Annotated in this window: 14 protein-coding genes; 8 read left to right on the top strand and 6 right to left on the bottom strand. The window is 68.7% G+C overall.

Annotated elements, in window-relative coordinates:
• Nucleotides 1-204: 204 nt before the first annotated feature.
• From IAE56_RS17190 to IAE56_RS17180, 3 genes are all read right to left on the bottom strand, one after another.
• Entirely contained in the window at nucleotides 205-1,314 is a 1,110-nt protein-coding gene (locus IAE56_RS17190) for a polyamine ABC transporter substrate-binding protein (RefSeq protein WP_200753356.1), read from the bottom strand.
• Nucleotides 1,315-1,407: 93 nt separating this feature from the next.
• The gene (locus IAE56_RS17185; protein WP_079221322.1) at nucleotides 1,408-2,805 is read right to left on the bottom strand and encodes a glutamine synthetase family protein; all 1,398 of its coding nucleotides are present in this window, start codon (nucleotides 2,803-2,805) and stop codon (nucleotides 1,408-1,410) included.
• Nucleotides 2,802-3,563, bottom strand: a complete 762-nt coding sequence (locus IAE56_RS17180) for a gamma-glutamyl-gamma-aminobutyrate hydrolase family protein (protein ID WP_200753355.1) — start codon at nucleotides 3,561-3,563, stop codon at nucleotides 2,802-2,804. Before IAE56_RS17180 ends, IAE56_RS17185 begins: the two co-directional genes overlap by 4 nt.
• A 177-nt stretch (nucleotides 3,564-3,740) precedes the next feature.
• Between IAE56_RS17180 and IAE56_RS17175 the strand changes: the two genes are divergently transcribed.
• The gene (locus IAE56_RS17175) at nucleotides 3,741-5,018 is read left to right on the top strand and encodes an FAD-binding oxidoreductase (RefSeq protein WP_200753354.1); all 1,278 of its coding nucleotides are present in this window, start codon (nucleotides 3,741-3,743) and stop codon (nucleotides 5,016-5,018) included.
• A 177-nt stretch (nucleotides 5,019-5,195) separates the two neighbouring features.
• Complete coding sequence (locus IAE56_RS17170; RefSeq protein WP_234456160.1) at nucleotides 5,196-6,776, top strand: MASE1 domain-containing protein; 1,581 nt, start codon at nucleotides 5,196-5,198, stop codon at nucleotides 6,774-6,776.
• 50 nt (nucleotides 6,777-6,826) lie between these two features.
• Here the strand turns inward: IAE56_RS17170 and IAE56_RS17165 are convergent, their stop codons facing one another.
• The gene (locus IAE56_RS17165; protein ID WP_325167202.1) at nucleotides 6,827-7,273 is read right to left on the bottom strand and encodes a hypothetical protein; all 447 of its coding nucleotides are present in this window, start codon (nucleotides 7,271-7,273) and stop codon (nucleotides 6,827-6,829) included.
• Between the two features lie 272 nt (nucleotides 7,274-7,545).
• On the opposite strand from IAE56_RS17165, the gene IAE56_RS17160 reads away from it, so the two are divergent.
• Both IAE56_RS17160 and IAE56_RS17155 read left to right on the top strand, forming a co-directional pair.
• Nucleotides 7,546-8,898, top strand: coding sequence for a diguanylate cyclase (locus IAE56_RS17160; protein ID WP_200753352.1), 1,353 nt, complete (start codon nucleotides 7,546-7,548; stop codon nucleotides 8,896-8,898).
• 71 nt (nucleotides 8,899-8,969) lie between these two features.
• Nucleotides 8,970-9,431: a bacteriohemerythrin gene (locus IAE56_RS17155; protein ID WP_108768362.1), complete on the top strand. Its 462-nt coding sequence runs from the start codon at nucleotides 8,970-8,972 to the stop codon at nucleotides 9,429-9,431.
• Here IAE56_RS17155 and IAE56_RS17150 read toward each other — a convergent pair.
• A complete protein-coding gene (locus tag IAE56_RS17150; protein ID WP_108768361.1) occupies nucleotides 9,412-10,710 on the bottom strand; it encodes an MFS transporter in 1,299 nt (432 codons plus the stop codon). The two genes, IAE56_RS17155 and IAE56_RS17150, sit on opposite strands and share 20 nt — an antisense overlap.
• Nucleotides 10,711-10,856: 146 nt before the next feature.
• Between IAE56_RS17150 and IAE56_RS17145 the strand changes: the two genes are divergently transcribed.
• Nucleotides 10,857-11,495 (top strand): hypothetical protein, encoded by a 639-nt coding sequence (locus IAE56_RS17145; RefSeq protein ID WP_234456159.1) that lies wholly within the window; start codon nucleotides 10,857-10,859, stop codon nucleotides 11,493-11,495.
• A 27-nt stretch (nucleotides 11,496-11,522) separates the two neighbouring features.
• Here the strand turns inward: IAE56_RS17145 and IAE56_RS17140 are convergent, their stop codons facing one another.
• Nucleotides 11,523-13,019 (bottom strand): aldehyde dehydrogenase, encoded by a 1,497-nt coding sequence (locus tag IAE56_RS17140; protein WP_200753350.1) that lies wholly within the window; start codon nucleotides 13,017-13,019, stop codon nucleotides 11,523-11,525.
• Between the two features lie 129 nt (nucleotides 13,020-13,148).
• Here IAE56_RS17140 and IAE56_RS17135 point away from each other — a divergent pair, with 129 nt between their 5' ends.
• From IAE56_RS17135 to IAE56_RS17125, 3 genes are all read left to right on the top strand, one after another.
• On the top strand, nucleotides 13,149-14,501 hold the full coding sequence (locus tag IAE56_RS17135; protein ID WP_200753349.1) for an aspartate aminotransferase family protein: 1,353 nt from the start codon (nucleotides 13,149-13,151) through the stop codon (nucleotides 14,499-14,501).
• A 63-nt stretch (nucleotides 14,502-14,564) separates the two neighbouring features.
• Nucleotides 14,565-15,443 (top strand): plasmid replication/partition related protein, encoded by an 879-nt coding sequence (locus IAE56_RS17130; RefSeq protein WP_200753348.1) that lies wholly within the window; start codon nucleotides 14,565-14,567, stop codon nucleotides 15,441-15,443.
• 154 nt (nucleotides 15,444-15,597) lie between these two features.
• Entirely contained in the window at nucleotides 15,598-16,884 is a 1,287-nt protein-coding gene (locus IAE56_RS17125) for a DUF445 family protein (RefSeq protein WP_200753347.1), read from the top strand.
• Nucleotides 16,885-17,034 lie beyond the last annotated feature (150 nt).

Below are 17,034 nucleotides of genomic sequence, written 5' to 3'. Positions count from 1 at the left end.
GCAGGACACGCCGTAAACCCGTCCATGGGGGCTCGTAGGCGCCATCCATGGCGCCTGCGGTCCTGCCTCAGCCCCCGGCCCCACCCGCTGCCCTACCGTTCCGTGCTCGCGGACAGGAGGTCAACGGCAGAGCAAAGGCAGAGCAGAAGCAAAAAAAACGGAGGCCGTTGGCCTCCGTTTTCTCTGTACTGCATCAACCGATTTTTACTTGCCGGTCTTCACTTCGGTCCACAGGCGGGTGTAGAGCTTGTCGGTTTCCGGGGTGTTGATCGAGTAGGTGAACATCTTCTCGGCGACGTCGGCCGGCGGGTAGATGGTCGGGTCGGTGCGGATCGCTTCGTCCACCAGCGGGGTCGCGGTCGGCACCGGGTTGGCGTAGTGGATGAAGTTGGTGTTGGCCGCGGCGACCTTCGGTTCCAGCAGGTAGTTGATGAACGTGTAGGCTGCTTCCGGGTGCTTGGCGTCCTTCGGGATCGCCAGCATGTCGAACCACTGCGGGGCGCCTTCCTTCGGGATCGAATAGGCCACGTGGACGCCGTTGCTGGCTTCCTCGGCGCGGTCGCGGGCCTGGATGATGTCACCCGACCAGCCCACCACCAGGCAGGTGCCGCCGTTGGCCAGCGAACCCACGTACTGCGAGGAGTGGAAGTTCTGCACGTACGGGCGGATCGACTTCAGCAGGTCGGCCGCCTTCTGCAGCTCGGCCGGGTCGCCGCTGTGCGGGTCCAGGCCCAGGTAATGCAGGGCGATCGGGATCATGTCGGCCGGCGTGTCCAGGATGGTCACGCCGCAGTCCTTCATCTTGCTGATGTTTTCCGGCTTGAAGACCAGGTCCCAGCTGTTGGCGATGTCGGCGCTGCCGCCGAAACGCTCCTTCAGCATGTCCACGTTGTAGCCGATGCCGGTGGTGCCGATCATGTACGGCACGCCGTACTTGTTGTCCGGGTCCTGGGTGGCGATGCGCTTCATCACCGACGGGTCCAGGTTGGCCAGGTTCGGGATCTTGCTCTTGTCCAGCGGCAGGAACACGCCTGCCTGGATCTGGCGGCCGAAGAAGTTCAGCGTCGGCACCACCACGTCGTAGCCGCTGTTGCCGGCCAGCAGCTTGGTCTCGACCATCTCGTCGCTGTCGAACACATCGTAGGTCACCTTGATCCCGCTCTCCTTCTCGAAGGTCGGGATGGTGTCCTCGGCGATGTAATCGCTGTAGTTGTAGACGTTCAGGACCTGGCTGTCCTGCGCGCCGCCGTTGCCACCGCCACAGGCGGCGAGCAAGGCGGAGGCCAGGCCGAGCGTGAGGATACGCAGCTTCATCGGGTGCTCCAGAATGCGGAAAGGGGGAGGCCGGCAGGGCCGGCGACGGGTGCCAGCCTACCCCCCGGCGGCTCATTCATCAATTACGGGCCTTCACACGTTCAACAGCAGGAACTCGCGCTCCCAGGAGCTGATGACGCGGAAGAAGGTCTCGTATTCCTTGCGCTTTACCGAGATGTAGGCCCGGCAGAAGCGTTCGCCCAGCAGGGCCTGCAGTTCGGCGCACTGTTCCAGCCCGTCCAGCGCCTCACCCAGCGAGCGCGGCAGGTTGTAGCCCAGCTCCTTGGCGCTGCCGGTCACCGGCGCGTCCGGGGCCAGCCGCTCGCGGATGCCGAGCAGGCCGCAGGCCAGGGTCGCGGCCATCGCCAGGTACGGGTTGGCATCGGAACCGGCGAAGCGGCTTTCCACCCGCATGTTCTCCGGCGTGTCCAGCGGCACGCGCAGGCCGCAGGTGCGGTTGTCGTAGCCCCAGTGCACGTTGCTCGGCGAGACCTCGCCGAACACCAGGCGCCGGTACGAATTGACGTTCGGCGCGAAGAAAGCCATCGCCTGCGGCACGTACTTCTGCAGGCCGCCCAGGTAATGGCCGAACACCGGGCTGAACTCGCCCTCGCCATGGGTCTCGCCGGTGAACACGTTGCTGCCGTCGCTCACCCGCACCAGGCTCTGGTGGATGTGCATGGCGCTGCCCGGTTCGTTCTCCATCGGCTTGGCCAGGAAGGTGGCGTACACGCCGTGGCGCATCGCCGCCTCTCGCATGGTGCGCTTGAACAGGAACACCTGGTCGGCCAGGTCCATCGCATCGGCGTGGGTGAAGTTGACTTCCAGCTGCGCCGCGCCGGATTCGTGGATCAGCGTGTCCACGTCCAGCTTCATCGCATCGGCGTAGTCGTACATCAGGTCGAGGATGGGATCGAACTCGTTGACCGCATCGATCGAGTACGACTGCCGCGCCGTCTCCGGACGCCCGGAGCGTCCGGCCGGCGGCAGCAGCGGGAAATCCGGGTCGGTGTTCTTCTGCACCAGGAAGAACTCCAGCTCCGGTGCGACCACCGGGCGCAGGCCCAGTTCGGCATAGGCAGCCAGCACGCGGCGGAGCACGTTGCGCGGGGCCAGTTCGTGCGGCTCGCCGGTCTTGGTGTAGCAGTCATGGATGACCTGCGCGGTGGCATCGGCCGCCCACGGCACCATGCGCACGGTGTCCGGGTCGGGCCGCAGCATCATGTCCGAGTCCGACGGCGAGGTCAGGTCGTAGTAATCGTCGGGGAATTCACCGGTGACCGTGGTGGCGAAGATACCTTCGGGCAGGCGCGTGCCGTAGTCGTGCGAGAACTTGTCGGCCGGGATGATCTTGCCGCGCGCGTTGCCGGTGATGTCCGGCACCAGGCACTCGACCTCGGTGATGCGCCGCTCCTTCAGCCAGCGCAGCAGGCTGCTTTCCTGCGGTGCGGGGGGCGTGGCCGTCTTGCGCGGGCGAGGTCGGGAACTCATCGGGAATCCAGTCTGTACTGTTGGTACTGCCGGCAAGCTTGGCCGAAAGCACGGAAAATAGCGTGATAGAACGGCGCCTGCATGACACGCCACTCCGGGTGCCACTGTACGCCGAGCACGAAACGATGGTGGCGGCTGCGTGTGGCTTCGACCAGGCCATCGCCGGCCCACGCCTCCACCTGCAGGCCATCGGCCAGCCGGGCGATGCCCTGCCCGTGCACCGAATTGACCTGTGCGTGGTCGCTGCCGTGCCACTGCGCGAGCCAGCCATCGCCAGCCAGGGTGACCGCATGCGCCGGCCCGTACTGCACCTCGACCGGTGCCTGCGGATCCTCGCGATGGTCGGCCAGCCCCGGCACTGCATGCACCTGCGGATGCAGGCTGCCGCCCAGGGCGACGTTCAACTCCTGGAAGCCGCGGCAGATCGCCAGCACCGGCAGGTCCAGCGCCAGCGCGGCCTGCAGCAGGGCGAAGGCGTTGGCATCACGCGCGGGGTCATGCAGGTTGCCCGGCCAGCTGCGGCCCCCTTCATAGTGCTGCGGCTCGATGTTGCTGACCGCGCCGGTCAACAGCAGGCCATCCAGGCCCTGCAGCCAATCCTCGGCCGGCAGTGCCGGCTGCAGGCTGGGCAGTACCAGCGGGGTGACCTCGGCCGCGTCGACCAGCGCGCGCACGTACTTCTCGCCGGCCACCGCGAAACGGTGATGGCCGAGCACGGTGCTGTCGGTGGGCAGGCCCACCCAGGGCAGGCGGCGCATGGGGAAACTCCTTGGCGTGGGCATCCTTGGCCTGGGCATCAAAGTAACCGCCGGTGCGCGCGGGCGGCAAGTCGTCGCCGTCACACACCCGGCTGCGTGCATCGGCCAGACTATGCCGGTGAACAGTGATCGCCCGCCCCCGCCCTGCCCCTTCATCCCGTGCCCGCGAGGCCTGCGGTGAGCGCGGATTTCCCGCCCAGCTGGTACGCCGACAGCCTGCCCGAACCGGTTGCGCTGCCGCCGCTGCGCGGCGATGTGCAGGCCGACGTGGCGGTGCTCGGCGCCGGCTACACCGGCCTGACCGCTGCGCTGGAACTGGCCCTGCGCGGCTACCGCGTGGTGCTGCTGGAAGCGCAGCGCATCGGCTGGGGGGCGTCCGGACGCAACGGCGGCCAGGCGCTGGTGGGCTACGGCTGCGAGGTGGATGCGCTGGAACGCCAGCTCGGCCGCGACGACGCCCGCCATCTGTTCGACTGGTCGCGCGAGGCGGTGCAGTCGATGCGCCAGCGCATCGCGCGCCACGGCATCGACTGCCATTGGGTGGAAGGCCATGCCAGCGTCGCGATCCGCGCACGCCACGAACGCGACCTGCGCGCCGGCTGCGAGCACCTGCAGCGCCATTACGACTATCCGATGCAGTGGTGGGAGCGCGATGTCCTGCACGCGCAGCTGGACAGCCCGCGCTACCGCGCCGCGATGTTCGATCCGCTCAGTGCGCACCTGCACCCGCTGGCCTATGCGCGCGGCCTGGCCGATGCCGCCCGTGCGGCCGGCGTGGTCATCCACGAGCATTCGCCGGTCACCCGCGTGCAGCGTGGCGCGCAGGCCACATTGCACACCGCGCAGGGCAGCGTGCGTGCCGCGCACCTGGTGGTGGCCGGCAATGCCTGGCTGCAGGGGCTGCTGCCGGACCTGGAGCGCCGCATCATGCCGGTCGGCACCTACATCGGCGCCAGCGCGCCACTGGGCGCCGAGCGTGCGCGGCAGCTGATCCGCAACAACATGGCGGTGGCCGACACCGCCTGGGCGCTGGACTACTTCCGCCTCAGCCATGACCACCGCCTGCTGTTCGGCGGCCGTGCCAGCTACTCGGCGCTGCCGCCGCCGGGGCTGCGTGGGCTGATGCAGCGGCGCATGCACCAGGTCTTCCCGCAGCTGGCCGACGTGGCCGTGGAACAGGTCTGGGGCGGCTACGTGGACATCACCCGCAACCGTGCCCCGCACTGGGGCCGGCTCGATGGCAACCTGTATTTCGCCCAGGGTTTTTCCGGGCACGGCGTGGCCGCCGCCGGCCTGGCCGGCGATGTGATCGCCGCGGCCATCGATGGCCAGAGCGCGCGGCTGGATGTGTTCCAGCGACTGCAGCATGCGCCGTTCCCCGGCGGCCGGCTGCTGCGCACGCCGCTGCTGGTGGCGGCGATGTCCTGGTACAAGCTGCGCGACGCGCTGTGGTAGCCCCGTGACGTGAAAGTGTGAACTCGGTCAGAGCCGTCGCAGACCGCGCGGCAGCGGCGGAGTGGCACGGCCGTTGCAGGCAATTGCAAGCGTCCGCCGCAGCCGATACTGTCGCGGGCTGGGGCCAGGCGCGAAGCCTGAAGGGCGCTGGCGCGCAGCAGCATGGGAGGCTTGCGATTGAACTGGTGGACGAATGGAATTCGCCTGGATGTACGTATCCGCCCGGCGGGGCTTGCCCTGGCGGCGCTGTACGCGCTTGCCTGCTGGGCCACCCGGCAGATTTCGCTGGACCAGTTCTACCTGCCTGCCGGCATCCGCGTCGCCGCACTGCTGCTGTGCCCGCCCCGCCTGTGGGGCTATCTGATCCTGGGCGAGTACGCCTACTTCGCGCAGATGCGCTACCCGATGATCGACCGCTACGGGCTGCCGTGGGTGGTCCTGGCATCGGCCTGCCTGATACCCGCCGTGGCCCTGGTGGTGGCCCTGCACCGCCGGCGCCTGGCCACCTGCGGCGAAGCCTGGATGCTGTCCATTGCCGCGTGGGCGGCGCTGGCCACCGCGGTCCTGAAGCTGGGCCTGGCCCATCTGCTGTGGCCCACCCCGCCCTCCGATCCGATCCTGGGTACCGCCATCCGCTACGTGCTGGGCGACTACATCGCGATCATCACCGTGGTCCCGCTCGCCCTGTTGTGGTCGCGGCGCAGCGCCGGACATGACTGGTCCAGCTGGCGGCAGTGGCCGACCCTGGCCTCGCTGGCCGCCCTGCTGGTGCTGGGCAGCGCGGCGATCTGGGCGGGCGCCAGCTCCGACCCGGCCAAGACCAGCCTGCAGCTGCTGATGGCACTGCCCGCCGTGGTGCTGACCTGCATGCACGGCTGGCGCGGTGCAGCCCTCGCGGTGCCGCTGCTGAACATGCTGATCAGCGTGGGCACGCCCAGCAGCGGCCTGCCCGGCTCGTTCGATGAGCGCACGTTCATGACCCTGCAGATCGTCGCGGTCGCCGGCACCGCCCTGCTGGCACTGGGCTCGCGCATCAGCCAGCACTACCACCACCACGCGCACCAGGACCAGGCGGGGCGGCAGGCGGCCGATTTTTCCCGCAATGCGCATATCGCCAATGAAATGGACCTGCGCCAGCGCGCGTTGGCACTGCGGCGCATTGCCGATGACATTGAAACGTCGCTGGGCGAGACCGCCGACCTGCTGAAGCTGCATGGGCACCACGAACCCGCGCGACGGTTGCTGGGCACCGCGACCAGCCATTCGCGGCAGTTCCGCGAGCTGACCAGCATGGTCTACCCCGCTGAACTGGAGCAGCTGGGCCTCTATCTGGCCCTGCAGGCCAGCGGCATCCACCAGGCCTGGGATGCGACCGATCGCCTCGGTCGCCACCAGCTGCAGGGCGACCCCTGCCAGTTGAACCTTGGCCTGCAGCTGGCCACCTACCGCACCCTGGCCGAGGCGGTTTCGCTGCTTCTGAACGGTGAGCGCGGACAGATCCAGGTGCGCGCACGCTGCGGTCGCCGCGGAACACAGCGCGGCATCGTGGTCACCGTCGGCCTGCTGGACCGCTACCGCACCCTGTCTGACGACACCGTGGCCTTGGCACGACGCCGGTTGAGTGCGCGGCCCATTGCCTACGGCGGACGCGTGGACTTCCGCGGCAACCGCATCCGGATGCTGCTGCTGGATTCACCGGCGCATGCCGAGCAGGACACTGCACTGCCGACAAGGTTGGCGCCGCACGGCCTGCACTGAGCACCGCAACGACCGGCCCTGCGCGCGGCAGGGCCGGTCATGCATCAGCGTTACTGCCCTTCGCCCGGCAGCTCCACCGACCAGATCGCATCGGCGCCCTTGCCATACACCACCAGCGAGAACTCGGCGCGACGGTACACCACCTGGCGCGGCGCATTGGCCGGAATCACCAGGCGCTGCGAGGGCAACGAGGTCTTCGCCGGCGACTTGCCCGCCGGCAGGGTCCAGAACACGTTGTCGAGGGTGCCGACGATCAGCTTCACCTGACCGGTCAGGTCATTCACCTGGAAATAGGTGATGCCATCGCGCTGGAAGCCATACACCTGCCAGGACGGATCCTGGCTCAGGTTCAACGTGGCAGGCAGCGACTCGCCCAGGCCGCTCTTGGCCAGCTGGATGCCATTGCCGTCGCTGGGACAGCAAGCAGCAGCGGCGATCATCGGCGTGGACAGCAGCGCAGCCGCTGCAATGGCAATACGCATACGGGAAAAACGCACGGGCAACCCCCTTGTGGAATGAATGGTGATGGGCGGCCAGGCATTGCCGCGTTCGCCTGGCACAGCCGCTGTGCATCGGCGCGGGCACTGACGGTGCCCGTGAACTCCGAGGGCTCCCGGCCAGGACGGCCGGCAAGCGGCACCGAGCATACCGGTCCCGGTCCACCGCAGCCATGTGCCATCCCGCTGCGATCACACGGCGCGGCTAAAGTTTCTGTCGAAACCGCCGCTATCCTTCCCGAGCGCCCCTCCCTCACGTGAGCCTCCGCACCATGCCCGTCCTCCCGCAGGTCGTTGTCGATGGCGACCTGGCAGACCCCCTTCCGCAGCGGATCCTGCTGGTGGAAAACTCCCGCGCGTTCACCGGAATGCTGCGAGAAGCGATCGAGCAGCGTCTGGAACTGCCGGTAGTGGTGGCCTCGACCCTGGCCGAGGCGGATCGCCTGCTGAGTGATGATGGCGGCTGGTTCCTGGTGCTGACCGGGCTGGTGCTGGCCGACGGTGACCGCGATGCGGTCGTCGAATTCTTCCTCAAGCGCGACCTGCCCACCGTGGTGGTCAGCAGCGTGTACGACGAAGACCTGCGCAAGCGCGTGCTGCAGCAGCAGATCATCGACTACGTACTGAAGAACACGCCCGGCAGCATCGATTACCTGGTGTGGCTGGTGCAGCGGCTGGAACGCAACCGCCGCATCGCCGCGCTGGTGGTGGATGACTCACCCTCGGCCCGAGGTTACGCCGCGGCGCTGCTGCGCATGTACGGCCATGAAGTGTTCGAGGCCGCCGACGGTGCCGAAGGCCTGGCCGCGATCGAAGCGCACCCGGCCATCCGCCTGGCCGTGGTCGACCAGGAAATGCCCGGCATGCAGGGCGTGGAATTCACCCGTCGCCTGCGCACCCTGCGCTCGCGCGACAAGGTGGCGGTGATCGGCATTTCTGGCAACACCGACGCTTCGCTGATCCCGCGCTTCCTGAAGAACGGCGCCAATGACTTCCTGCGGAAGCCCTTTTCGCGCGAGGAATTCTTCTGCCGTGTTTCGCAGAACGTCGACCAGCTGGAGCTGATCGGCACCCTGCAGGACCTGGCCACCCGCGATTTCCTCACCGGCCTGCCCAACCGCCGCTGCTTCCTGGAACAGAGCCAGCGCCAGCTGCCGCAGCTGCAGCTGCATGGCCAGTGCGTGGCGGTGGCGATGATCGACATCGACCACTTCAAGCACATCAACGACACCCATGGCCACGAAGCCGGCGACGATGCGCTGCGAGCGGTGGCCCGCGCGGTGGGCGACCACGCACGCAGCCAGGACCTGATCGCACGTTTCGGCGGCGAGGAATTCTGCCTGCTGGTGCCGGAGATGGAACAGGACGAAGCCATCGTCTACTTCGAGGAACTGCGCCAGCGCATCGCCGCGCTGGAAGTGGACATCGGCACCGCCATCCTGCGCATGACCGTCAGCATCGGCCTGTGCTGCCTGCACCCGCAGCGCGACTCGCTGCACAAGCTGATTTCCGAGGCCGACCGCCAGCTGTACCTGGCCAAAGCGGCCGGCCGCAACCGGGTCAGCTGCGCGACCGTGGCCAACCCGCTGCGCCCGCGCGAAGCGGCGATGGCCGCCGCGCTTTGATCCAGATCAACGCCGCCTGAGCGCGGCGATCCTACAGTCAGCCCCGACATGAACATGAAGGGGAGCCGGGGATGGCACTACTGGTCTGGCAGGACGATCTGAACATCGGCATCGATGTGATCGATCAGCAACACCGACGCATCGTCGACATGCTCAACCACCTGCACGTGGCCCAGGCCGGGCTGCAGACGGCGGTGGTGGCCGAAGTGATCGACGAGGTGGTGGACTACACCATGTCGCACTTCGCGTTCGAGGAAGAGCTGATGGAGGAAGCGGGCTATCCGTTCTGCGCCGCGCACAAGCGCGTGCATGAGATCTTCATCAAGCGCGTGGCCGAGTACCGGCTGCGTTTCCAAGCCGGCGAAGACGTGACCGACGAACTGCGCACGATGCTCTCGCGCTGGCTGTTCAACCACATCCGCGGCGATGACCAGGCCTACGCCGAACAGGTCAAGGCGCACCTCAACCAGTTCGCCCGCGAGCACCAGAGCGGCGGCTGGCTGGGCCGCACGCTCAAGCGTTTCTTTGGCTGAGCTGCGCGCGCCGCTGCAGGGCCAGCAGCGCGCACAACGTCGCCACGGCGGTCAGGCACAGGTAGTAACCCACCGCGACCAGGCCGAAGCGCTCGGCCAGCCAGGTGGCCAGGTACGGCGCCGGCGCTGCACCCAGGATGCCGGCCAGGTTGAACGACAGCGATGCGCCGGTGTAGCGCACTTCCACCGGATAGATCTCGGCCAGGAAGGTGCCGCACGGGCCGTAGGTCAGGCCCATCAGGAACAGGCCCAGGCACAAAAAGCTCAACACCAGCCACGGGCTGTTCGCCTGGAACAGCGGCGCGAACAGCACGCCGAAGCCGAGGATCAGCAGGCTGGCGAAGACCATCGTGCGGCGCGTGCCCCAGCGGTCGCCATAACGCGCCGACAGCGGAATGCCCGCCGCGAAGAACAGCATCGCGCCCATCTGCATCAGCAGGAACTGCTCGCGGCTGTAGCCCAGCACGGACGTGCCGTGGCCGAGGCTGAACACCGTCATCAGGTAGAACAGCACGAAAGTAGCGAACGCGCCCAGCGTGCCCAGCAGCATCGGCAGCCAGTGGTCGCGCAGCACGGTCCACATCGGCAGCCGCACCGGCGCCTTGCGCTCCAGCGCCTGCTGGAAATCGGGCGTCTCGTGGATGTTCAGGCGCACCCACAGACCCAGGCCGACCAGCAGCGCGCTGGCCACGAACGGAATGCGCCAGCCCCACTGCAGGAAGTCCTGCTGGCCCAGGCAGCGGCCCAGCAGCAGGAAGATGCCGGCCGACAGCAGGAAGCCCAGCGGCGCGCCCAGCTGCGGGAACATGCCGTACCACGCGCGCTTGCCAGGCGGTGCGTTCTCGGTGGCCAGCAGCACCGCGCCACCCCATTCACCGCCCAGCCCCAGGCCCTGGCCGAAGCGGCACAGCGCCAGCAGTGCCGGCGCCCACAGGCCGATCTGCGCATGCGTGGGCAGCAGGCCGATGGCCACCGTGGACAGGCCCATGGTCAGCAGCGCCGCCACCAGCGTGGCCTTGCGGCCGATGCGGTCGCCGAAGTGGCCGAACACCGCCGAGCCCACCGGGCGCGCGATGAAGGCCACCGCGAAGGTCGCCAGCGACTGCAGCAGGGCCGCCTGGTCGCTGCTTTCCGGGAAGAACAGGTGCGGGAACACCAGCACCGCCGCCGTGGCGTAGATGTAGAAATCGAAGAACTCGATGGTGGTGCCGATGAGGCTGGCCAGCAGGACGCGGCTGGGGGAATTCACGGGCGGAGCGGCAGCGGTGATCGAGGACATCGGCAAGGCGTGGAAGGTGGATCGACCGATTCTGCCACGCGCGGGAGGGCTGACGGGACGATGGTTTCAGCCGACACCGATGCCAACGGAATTTTTCTGGACACTGGTTAGGCTGCGCCACCGGTCCCTGCATGGATGCTTCGCCGATGGCCCCTGTGGTTGCGTTGCGCTGGTCCGATTCACCGCAGCTGCCGCGCACGGCGGCCTGGCTGGTCGTGGTGCTGCTGCATGCCCTGCTGGGCGCGTGGCTGTGGCAGAGCGGCCGGCTGGGCCCAGCGCGGGAGGCCGAAGAACGCATCAGCCTGCGCTGGCTGCCGCCGCCGCTGCAGCCGCCCGCGCCGCGCGTCGTGCCCGCTGCGGCATCGGCGACACCGACGCCTGCCCGCCCCTCGCGGCGGGTTGCGCCTGTACCGCTGCCGCCGGCAGATGTGGAAAGCGACAGTACGCCGACACCGGCCCCCCTCGTACTGGGTCTGCCGGCCGGCAGCATCGACGGCGGTGATGGCATCACGGCGGCGGGGGTGGCACCACGATTGATCGGCCGTCGCGAGGTGCATGCCGCGTTCGGACCGCGGCGGAACTACTTCCGCATCCGCAGGACGATGACGCCCGAGCAGATCGTGCACGGCGTGGCGCAGCTGCTCGGCCTGTGGCCGCCTGGGTACATCGTCGATCCGTGCCAGCTGGGCAAGCAGGACATGGACTATTTCCAGGGGGCGGTGGAGGAAATGGACCGGCAGGCGCTGCGTGATGCGGTGCTGGTGGTGAGCGCGCGGTGCCGGTAGCGCCGGGCCATGCCCGGCGGCTCAACGCTACAACTGGATCCAGGTCGCCTTGATCTCGCTGTACTTGTCGAACGCATGCAGCGATTTGTCGCGGCCGTTGCCCGACTGCTTGTAACCCCCAAACGGTGCGCTCATGTCACCGCCATCCCAGCCATTCACCCACACACTGCCCGCGCGCAGCTGCCGCGACACGCGATGCGCTCGCCCCAGGTCGCGCGTCCACAGTCCGGCGGCCAGCCCATAGCGGCTGTCGTTGGCCAGCCGCACGGCCTCTGCTTCACCATCAAAGGCCAGCACCGCCAGCACCGGCCCGAACACTTCCTCGCGCGCCAGTGCCTGCTCCGGCCGCACCTGGTCGAACACGGTGGGCTGCACGTAGCAGCCGCCCGCTTCCACCTCGGCGCGCTGCCCGCCCAGCAGCAGGCGCGCACCGTCGCCCTCGGCGCGCGCGATGTCGGCCAGTACCTTGTCCACGTGCGCGGCATCGACCAGCGCACCCATCGGCGCATCGGCCTCCAGCGGATGGCGCGGCTGCATGCGCCGCCCATACGCCACCACCTGGTGCACGAAATCGTCACGGATCGAACGTTCCACCAGCAGCCGCGAGCCCGCCGTACACACCTCGCCCTGGTTGAAGAAAATGCCCCGCGCCACGCCCTTGGCCGCCGCATCCAGATCCGGCGCATCGGCGAACACCAGGTGCGGGCTCTTGCCACCGCACTCCAGCCACACCCGCTTCATGTTGGAACGGCCGGCGTACTGCAGCAGCTTCGCGCCGGTGGCGGTCGATCCGGTGAACGCCAGCACGTCCACATCCATGTGCAGCGCCAGCGGTTCACCCACGTACATGCCCTGCCCGGGCAGCACGTTCAGCACGCCATCGGGCAGCCCGGCTTCGGCAGCGAGTGCGGCCAACCGCAGTGCACTCAGCGGCGAGCGCTCCGAGGGCTTGAGCACCACCGAATTGCCCATCGCCAGCGCCGGCGCGATCTTCCAGCAGGCCATCAGCAGCGGAAAATTCCACGGCACGATCGCCGCCACCACGCCAGCCGGCTCGCGGCTGACCAGGCCCAGTTCGTGCGGGCCGGTCGGCGCGATATCGCCGTACAGCTTGTCCACCGCTTCGGCCGTCCAGCTCAGGCAGCGCACCACGCCGGGCAGGTCGACGCGACGCGCATCGCGCACCGGCTTGCCCATGTCCAGGGTTTCCAGCAGGGCCAGTTCGTCGGCATGTTTTTCCACCAGCGCGGCCAACGCCAGCAGCACGCGCTTGCGGTGCGCCGGGCTGGCCTGCGACCAGTGGCCGGCCTCGAACGCGCGCCGCGCGCCTGCCACCGCACGCTCCACGTCCTGCGCATCGCAGTCGGCCACCTGGCCCAGCACGCGGCCATCGATCGGGCTGATGCAGTCGAAACGGGCGCCGCTGGCCGCGTCCACGTAGCGGCCATCGATGAAGGCCTGTGCGGGAATGGCCAGCTGGCTGGCCAGAGCCTGCCAGTGGTTGCGGTCGGGGAAGTCAGCCATGTCCGGCTCCAGGCAGCGAATGCCTCGTTTATACCGCCGTGGCCGTGATGCGCCTGTTCTGCCGCCGCCGCTACCGCCGCGATGACCGGGCTGCGCTACAGTCGGTGCATCGGAACCGACGGAGGCGGCATGAAGAACCCCGCGATCGACCCGCACGCACTGGCCACCCAGCGCCCCGAATCGCTGGATGCGTACTGGATGCCGTTCACCGCCAACCGCCAGTTCAAGGGTGCGCCGCGCATGCTGGTGCGTGCCGAGGGCATGCACTACGAGGACATCGACGGGCGCAGCATCCTCGACGGCGCCGCCGGCCTGTGGTGCTGCAACGCCGGCCACGCGCGGCCGCGCATCGTCCAGGCCATCGCCGAACAGGCGGCCACGCTCGATTACTCGCCGGCCTTCCAGATGGGATCGCCACCGGCCTTCGCCCTGGCCCAGCGGCTGGCCGCGCTGGCACCGGCCGGGCTCAACCATGTGTTCTTCACCAGCTCCGGCTCGGAGGCCGTGGATACCGCGATGAAGATCGTGCTGGCCCACCATCGCCTGCGTGGCGAGGGCCAGCGCACCCGCTTCATCAGCCGCGAAAAGGCCTACCACGGGGTCGGCTTCGGCGGCATGGCCCTCGGCGGCCTGCCCAACAACCGCCGGCAGTTCGGCCTGCAGCTGGGCGGCGTCGACTATCTGCGCCACACCCTGGACCTGGAGCGCAACGCGTTCAGCAAGGGACTGCCGCGCCACGGCGCCGAACTGGCCGACGATCTGGAACGCCTGATCGCGCTGCACGATGCGTCCACGATCGCCGCCGTGTTCGTCGAGCCCGTGGCGGGCTCGGCGGGGGTGATCCTGCCCTCCCCCGGCTACCTGCAGCGGCTGCGCGAGATCTGCGACCAGCACGGCATCCTGCTGGTGTTCGACGAGGTCATCACCGGCTTCGGCCGGGTCGGCATGCCCTTCGCCGCACAGCGCTTCGGGGTCACCCCGGACCTGCTGACCTTCGCCAAGGGCGTCAGCAACGGTGCGGTGCCGCTGGGCGGCGTGCTGGTGGGCGAGGCGGTGCATGCCAGTTTCATGCAGGGCCCGGCGCAGGCCATCGAGCTGTTCCATGGCTATACCTATTCGGGCCACCCACTGGCCTGCGCGGCCGCCCTCGCCACCCTGGACATCCACGCCGAGGAGCGCCTGTTCGAGCGCGCCATCGAGCTGGGCGAATACTGGCAGGAACGTCTGCATGCCCTGCAGGGCCTGCCGAACGTGGTGGACATCCGCAACTTCGGCCTGGTCGGCGCGGTCGAGCTGGCGCCACGCCGCGATGCCGCCGGCGCCCGCGGCTACGAGGTCTACCGGCGCTGCTTCCACGATGGCCGGCTGCTGGTGCGCTGCACCGGCGACATCATCGCCCTGTCGCCGCCGCTGATCGTGGACAAGGCGCAGATCGACCAGATCACCGGCACCCTGGGCGAGATGATCCGGGCCACCGCCTGAGCCCGGGCCGGCGCCGGCGAGCGGGTACAATGGTCGGTTCCGCTCCTGACTGTTGCCGTGCCCATGGACATCGTCGTCAAAGAAGAACTGAAGGCCTACATCGACCCGCTGACCGCGGACGAACATGACGCGCTGGAGCGCAGCATCCTGGCCGAGGGCTGCCGCGACGCGCTGGTGCTGTGGGGTGATGTGCTGGTAGACGGCCACAACCGCTTCGGCATCTGCCAGAAGCACGGCCTGCCGTTCAACACCGTGCAGAACACCCGCTTCCAGAGCATGGAAGACGTGCACCTGTGGATGATCGAGCAGCACCTGGGCCGCCGCAGCGTGTCCGACTTCCAGCGCGGCGTGCTGGCCCTGCGCAAGCGCGACATCCTGTCCGCCCGCAAGCAGGTGGAACAGGCGCAGCTGCAGCGCGAGAGCGACGGCACCGCCGAACCGGCCGACGACGCAGGCGAAGACAGCCCGCCGTGGGAGCCCGCACCGAAGGTCAGCCGTGCCGAACTGGCCCGCGAAGCCAAGCTGAGCACCAGCCAGGTCGGCATGATCGAGCGCATCCACGCCCAGGCCGCGGCCGAGGTGGTGGAAGCGGTGAAGGCCGGCGTGATCTCGATCAGCGCGGCTGCGGCCGTGGCCGACCTGCCGGAAGAGGAGCAGCGCGCGGCCGCCGCCGGTGGCAAGGACGAGCTGAAGCAGGCAGCCAAGCGCGTGCGCGAATCCAAGCGCAAGCCGCGCGCACCGAAGCCTGAAGCGGCCGAGATGGATTTCGAGGAGCCGAGCGAGGATGAGGTCGCCAGCCGCGATGCCGAAGTGCTGTCCGCACTGGAGCAGCTGGGCGAGGACGCCCCGGCGCTGCGTCGCCGCGTGGTCGCCCTGACCCGCGAGAACGACACCCTGCGCGCGCAGCTGGCCGCGCTGCGCAGGCAGCTCGAGGCGCTGTAAGCACGCCGCCGGGCATGGCCCGGCGCTACCGATGGGAAAACGCGCGGCTGTAGAGCCGAGCCCACGCTCGGCTGCCTTTGCCCCGGTGCACCGCAGCCGAGCGTGGGCTCGGCTCTACAGATCAGCGTCACCGTGCGGCAGGTAGACTCCCCCCATGACGTCTGCCATCGATCCGCGTCGCGCGCAGCTGCGACGCCTGAAAGCCATCGCTCTGGGCCTGCTGCTGTTGATGCTGGCCGGGTTCGCGGTCAGCCACTGGCAGGGCGAGCGTGGTGCCTGGGCCTGGGTGTCGGCCTTCTGCGAAGCCGCCGCGGTGGGCGCCCTTGCCGACTGGTTCGCGGTGGTAGCGCTGTTCCGGCGGCCGATGGGCCTGCCCATTCCGCACACCGCGATCATCCCGCGCAGCAAGGAACGCATCGGCGACAGCCTGGCCCTGTTCGTGCGCGACCAGTTCCTGGAACCGGGCGTGCTGCTGGCCAAGCTGCAGGTATTCGACCCCGCCAGCCGCCTTGGCAGCTGGCTGGCCGATCCGGCGCGCTCGCGGATGCTGGCCGACATGGCCCGCGGCTGGGCGCTGCAGGCCCTGGATTTCTTCGACGAAGGCGCCGTACGCCGACAGCTGCACAGCTTCGTCGTGCAACAGCTGCGGCAGTGGAACGCGGCGTCCACCGCCGGCGAACTGCTGGCCCTGCTGACCGCCGATGGCCGTCACCAGCGCGTGCTGGACGAGGGCCTGCAGCGGCTCGGCCGCTGGCTGGAGCAGCCGGAAGTGAAGGAGCGCGCCTCGCAGCTGATCGTGCGCTACATCCAGCGCGAGTGGCCGACGCTGTCGAACACGGTGAACTGGATCAAGCCGATCGACGAGATCGGTGACAGCCTGGCCGAGCGCCTGGCGCGTGCGGTGCTGGAGGAGCTGCAGCAGGTCCTGGCCGAGCCGCAGCATCCGTTGCGGCAGGATTACGAGACCTGGCTGGGCAACTACGTGCAGCGCCTGCGCGAAGACCCGGCGCTGGCCGAGCGCATCGAACAGCTGAAGCAGGAAATGATCGACCACCCGGCCCTGCAGGAGTATGTGCAGGGGCTGTGGGCGCGCATCCACGCCAGCCTGCGCGCGGACCTGCAGCGCGAGGATTCGGCGCTGGTCGGTCACCTGCAGCGCAGCCTGGCATCGCTGGGTGCGACGCTGCAGGCCGATCCGGCGCTGCGCGATGCGCTCAACCAGCATCTGCTGGAGGGTGCGCAGCGGTTGACCGAGCGCCTGCGCGAGGGGGTGACCACGCACATCGCGCAGACGGTGAAGGGCTGGGACGAGCGGCACCTGGTCGAGCAGCTGGAACTGAGCGTGGGCCGCGACCTGCAGTTCATCCGGTTCAACGGCACGCTGGTGGGTGGGTTGATCGGGGTGCTGCTGCATGCGGCGACGGTGCTGTTCAAATTCTGATGATTGCTTGGCAGGGCTGCGCCCTGCACCCGCCGAGGCAACGTCAACGTCAACGGCAAAAGCCTGCATTCCGTGGGATGGCGCGGCGGTGTGGGTGGGCAGGACACGCCGTAAACCCGTCCATGGGGGCTCGATGGCGCCATCCATGGC

This window comes from Stenotrophomonas sp. S41 (assembly GCF_016624625.1).
Taxonomy (GTDB): domain Bacteria; phylum Pseudomonadota; class Gammaproteobacteria; order Xanthomonadales; family Xanthomonadaceae; genus Stenotrophomonas.
Note: the sequence above shows the minus strand (reverse complement) of the source record. Positions and strands in the feature narration are given on the sequence as shown.

Excerpts from the sequence above, each read along its gene's own strand:
- IAE56_RS17130 (WP_200753348.1), top strand. The coding sequence starts at position 14,565 with ATGGACATCGTCGTCAAAGAAGAACTGAAGGCCTACATCGACCCGCTG.
- IAE56_RS17185 (WP_079221322.1), bottom strand. The coding sequence starts at position 2,805 with ATGAGTTCCCGACCTCGCCCGCGCAAGACGGCCACGCCCCCCGCACCG.
- IAE56_RS17145 (WP_234456159.1), top strand. The coding sequence starts at position 10,857 with ATGGCCCCTGTGGTTGCGTTGCGCTGGTCCGATTCACCGCAGCTGCCG.
- IAE56_RS17140 (WP_200753350.1), bottom strand. The coding sequence starts at position 13,019 with ATGGCTGACTTCCCCGACCGCAACCACTGGCAGGCTCTGGCCAGCCAG.
- IAE56_RS17135 (WP_200753349.1), top strand. The coding sequence starts at position 13,149 with ATGAAGAACCCCGCGATCGACCCGCACGCACTGGCCACCCAGCGCCCC.
- IAE56_RS17190 (WP_200753356.1), bottom strand. The coding sequence starts at position 1,314 with ATGAAGCTGCGTATCCTCACGCTCGGCCTGGCCTCCGCCTTGCTCGCC.
- IAE56_RS17150 (WP_108768361.1), bottom strand. The coding sequence starts at position 10,710 with ATGTCCTCGATCACCGCTGCCGCTCCGCCCGTGAATTCCCCCAGCCGC.
- IAE56_RS17160 (WP_200753352.1), top strand. The coding sequence starts at position 7,546 with ATGCCCGTCCTCCCGCAGGTCGTTGTCGATGGCGACCTGGCAGACCCC.
- IAE56_RS17155 (WP_108768362.1), top strand. The coding sequence starts at position 8,970 with ATGGCACTACTGGTCTGGCAGGACGATCTGAACATCGGCATCGATGTG.
- IAE56_RS17125 (WP_200753347.1), top strand. The coding sequence starts at position 15,598 with ATGACGTCTGCCATCGATCCGCGTCGCGCGCAGCTGCGACGCCTGAAA.
- IAE56_RS17180 (WP_200753355.1), bottom strand. The coding sequence starts at position 3,563 with ATGCGCCGCCTGCCCTGGGTGGGCCTGCCCACCGACAGCACCGTGCTC.